General features: G+C 71.8%; 2 protein-coding genes. Both read left to right on the top strand.

What is annotated here, in order from left to right:
- Nucleotides 1-3,410, top strand: a 3,410-nt coding sequence (locus tag AC1DU6_RS22110; RefSeq protein WP_477859626.1) for a hypothetical protein, incomplete at its 5' end; no start/stop codon positions are given.
- Between the two features lie 101 nt (nt 3,411-3,511).
- Nucleotides 3,512-4,135, top strand: a complete 624-nt coding sequence (locus AC1DU6_RS22105) for a hypothetical protein (protein ID WP_457321269.1) — start codon at nt 3,512-3,514, stop codon at nt 4,133-4,135.
- Nucleotides 4,136-4,166: the final 31 nt, after the last annotated feature.

Here is a 4,166-nt window from a genome sequence, read left to right as displayed (position 1 = left end):
CCATGCAGCTGGACAGCCCGTTGCCGGCCCGCCTGGCGGATGACGGCCGCCTCGTCGTGCAGGCGCGGCCCGGCAACTGGCATGTCGAGTTGCGCGCGCGGCTGAGCGCGCCGGTGCAGGCGCTGACGCTGCCCGGCACGGCAGCGGACGAAGAGGTCTGGGTCGTCAAGGCCCAACCCGCGCTGCGGCTGATCCGCCCCGAAGGCCCGGCCAGCGTGGACCCGCGCCAGGTCGAGATGCCCGAGGCCTGGCGCGCGCTGCCGGCCTTTCGCTTGAAGCCCGGCGAGACGCTGAAACTGACCGAGCTGCAGCGCGGCAACGCCAAGCCCGCGCCCGACACGCTGACGCTGGCGCGCCGGCTGTGGCTGGACTTCGACGGCCAAGGCCTGACGGCCAGTGACAGGTTCGAGGGCCAGCTGTCGGCCAGCTCGCGCCTGGCCATGCCCGCGCCCGGCCAGCTCGGCCGCGCGGCGCTGGGCGGGCAGGACCAGCCCATCACCCGCCTGGCCGCCGACGGCCCCGCCGGCTTCGAAGTGCGCCAGCGCAACGCCCGCATCGAGGCCGACAGCCGCTGGCCGCGCAACGGCGCCCTGCCCGCCAGCGGCTGGAGCGCGAGCGTGGACAGCCTGAGCGCCACGCTGCAGCTGCCGCCCGGCTGGCGCCTGCTGCACGCGCAAGGCCCCAGCCGCGCCGACGGTGCCTGGGTGTCGATGTGGACGCTGTGGGATTTCTTCTTCGTGCTGCTGGCGGCGCTGGCCGCCTACCGGCTGCTGGGCTGGCGCACGGGCCTGCTGCTGGGCGCGGCGCTTGCGCTGACCTGGCACACGCCCGGCAGCCCGCCGGCGGCGCTGTGGTTCGGCCTGCTGGCGCTGACGGCGCTGGCGCGCGTGCTGCCGGCGGGGCGGGCGCGGGCCGCGTTCGCGCGTGGCCGATTGGCGGTGGCCGCCATGCTGACGCTGGTGTTGCTGGTGTTCGCGGTGGCCGAGCTGCGCCAGGCAATCTATCCGAGCCTGGAGCACAACGGCATGGCCTGGGGCATGGCCAAGGAGGTGGCAGCACCACGCGAGGTGCAGATCATCGAGGAGAAGGTGGTGCCGCCGCCCGAATTCCAGGTGGCCGCCCCTGCGCCGCCTGATCGAAGAATGCCCGCTGCCGAACAGCGGCTGGAGTCCGTCGTCGTCTCGGGCAGCAAGGTCCGCAAGGACGCGTACGCCAGCAGCGACCTCAGCCGCGTCGACCCCGGCGCGCGCGTGCAGACCGGCCCTGGCCTGCCGACCTGGAGCTGGCGCGCCCATCGGCTCAGCTGGAGCGGCCCTGTCACGCCCGAGGAGACGCTGAATCTGTGGCTGCTGCCGCCCTGGGCGACGGCGCTGCTCAAGCTCGCCGGCGTGGCGCTGCTCGCGCTGGCGCTGGCCGGCGTGGCGGGCTGGAAGCTGCCGCGCCTGCCGTCCTTGCAGCGGGCCGGCGGTGTGGCGGCCGCAGCCCTGTTGCTGGCGCTGGCGCTAGCGCCCCAACCGAGCGAAGCCCAGGCTTCTACCTCGGCACCGTGGCCCAGCGACGAGCAGCTGCAGGCGCTGCGCGGCAAGCTCGCCGCGCCGCCCGACTGCCTGCCGCGCTGCGCCGAGCTGGCGCGGTTGCTCATCAGTGCGTCGGGCTCGGCTGTGCAGCTGCGCGCCGAGATCCACGCGCTGGCGCTGGTGGCCGTGCCGCTGCCCGGCCAGGGCACGGGCTGGCAGCCGGGCAGCGTGCTGCTGGACGGCCAGCCCGCCGCAACGCGACGCGACGACGAGGGCCGCCTGCTGATCGCCGTGCCGGCCGGCGTGCACCAGGTCCTGCTCGCCGCCGACGTCGGCAGCGCCAGCGGCCTGGACATCGCGCTGCCGCTGCCGCCGCGCACGCTGCAGACCGAACTCAAGGGCTGGACGCTGGCGGGCCTGGACCCGAATGGCCAGAGCACGGGCGCGATCACGCTGAGCCGCGAGGCCGTGGCCGGCAGCCGGCGTGCCGAGGACGCCGGCACCCAGCGCGACGCGCTGCCGCCGCTGGTACGCGTGGACCGTCGCCTGGCGCTGGGCCTGCGCTGGCAGGTGCACACGCGCATCGAGCGCCTGGCCGCGAGCCGGGCACCGCTGCGCGTGCGCTGGGCGCTGCTGCCGGGCGAGGCGGTCAGTGACGCACGCGTGACGGTGGACGGCGGCGTGGCCAGCCTGCAGCTCGGCGGCGAGGACACCGTCGAGGTGGCCAGCAGCCTGCCACCGGGCGACGCGCTGACGCTGGTGGCAGGCAAGGAGCCTCACCAGGTCGAGCGCTGGACGCTGGCCGCATCGGCCCAGTGGCACGTGGACGCCAGCGGCCTGCCGGCGACGGCGCTGCAGCAGGGCGGCGACTGGCTGCCCGAGTGGCGGCCCTGGCCCGGCGAGACGCTGAAGCTGGCTATCGCCAAGCCCGCCGGCGTGGGCGGCCAGACGCTGACGCTGGACGATGTGCGCACCACCATCAAGCCCGGCGAGCGCAGCAGCGACGTCGAGTTGTCCATGCGCCTGCGCACCAGCCTCGGCGGCACGCACGCGCTGAAGCTGCCGGCCGGCGCCGAACTGCTGGACGTGCAGATCAACGGCCAGAAGCTGGCCCTGCAGCCACGCGACAGCGTGCTCAGCCTGCCGCTGACGCCAGGCCCGCAGCTGGTCGACATCCATTGGCGCGAGCCCGCCGGCATGGGGGTGCTGTGGCGCCACGAGGGCCTCGCCCTGGGCCTGCCCGGCGTCAACGACGCGCTGACATTGAACGTGCCAGAGGGCCGCATCGTGCTCGCCGTGGGCGGCCCGCTGATCGGGCCGGCCGTGCTGATCTGGGGCGCCCTCGGCGTCGTCCTCGTGCTGGCCTGGCTGGCGCCGCGCGGCCTGCCGGGGCTGATGGGCYGGCCGGCCTGGATCGTGCTGGCGCTGGGCGTGGCGCCGGTGTCGCTGAGCGCGCTGGCCGTACTGGCCGGCTGGTTCGGCGCGCTGGAGGCCCGCCGCCGCTGGGGCCAGCTCGGCCGGCGCGGCATGCGCGTCGCCGTACAGGTCCTGCTCGTGCTGTTGACGCTGGCGGCCGTGGGCGCGCTGCTGGAGGTGCTGCGCACCGGCCTGCTGGGCTACCCGGAGCTACTCGTCGCCGGGCCGGGGTCGAGCAGCACGCTGCTGAACTGGACGAGCGACCGTTTCACCGAGCACACGGCGGGTGCGTGGGTGCTGAGCGCACCGGTGTGGCTCTACCGCGCGGCCATGCTGGCCTGGGCGCTGTGGCTGGCCGTGTCGCTGCTGCGCTGGGTGGGCTGGGCCTGGGCTGCGTTCAGCGTGGGTGGGGCGTGGCCGGCGAAGGTGGCGAAGGCCGAGGCGAGCGAGGAGAAGGGAGTGAAGGGGAGCGAGTAGGTGGGAAAGGTCGGCTTGCGGCCAGGAGTTGCCGCTCGCGAAGGGCGGCTCTCGGGTAGGCTCTCTGCGCCTGCACGAGGCAGCTTCGGAAGGTGAAAAACATGGATATGGCACTTCGCCGCGCTTTGCATCGTCTGATCACTGCTGCAGTGTTCTTGCTGCCTCCCGTCACGACACGCGCGACGACATTGCCACCGATTCGCCTGTCGCAGCTGTTCCATGACGCCGACATCGTTGCTCTGGTACAGGTGACTTCGGGTGAAACGATGGGCACCGGCGATGAATCTTGCGGCGCAAAGTATCAGGCGCGGGTGATTGAAGCCTTTAAGGGTGCGTCCAAAGGGGCAACGCTTGAGTTCGGCAACTACTTTGGGTACGAGATCGGCAACCGCTACATCATCTTTCTCGTTGGCCCTGGCCGTAGTCACGAGCCGATGATGTCCACCAATTCAATGCACCTCGATGCGCGGGCTGAGTACGAGAAGCGCTGCGGTCCTCTGCTCCGCAGAAACACTGTCATGCACAGTGGAAACGGAGCGTTGCATATCCACTGGGTAACGGACTTTGGGTACAAAGACGGTGTAGCTGTCCCCACTCGGTATGTGGTGCTTCCGGATGGGTTGTCGACGATTCCCACAAAGATCAGCGAGACCAATGAGTTTTCTGAAGAAGTCTGGGTGCGCCTTCCCCAGATGACAGAGATCCTCAAAGGACTTGGTCAATGAGGTCTAGATGCCTACTTATCCGGATTCCCAG

The organism is Roseateles sp. P5_B10 (genome assembly GCF_056400485.1).
The sequence above is the reverse complement of the archived record's forward strand: the minus strand, read 5'-3'. Positions and strand labels throughout refer to the sequence as shown.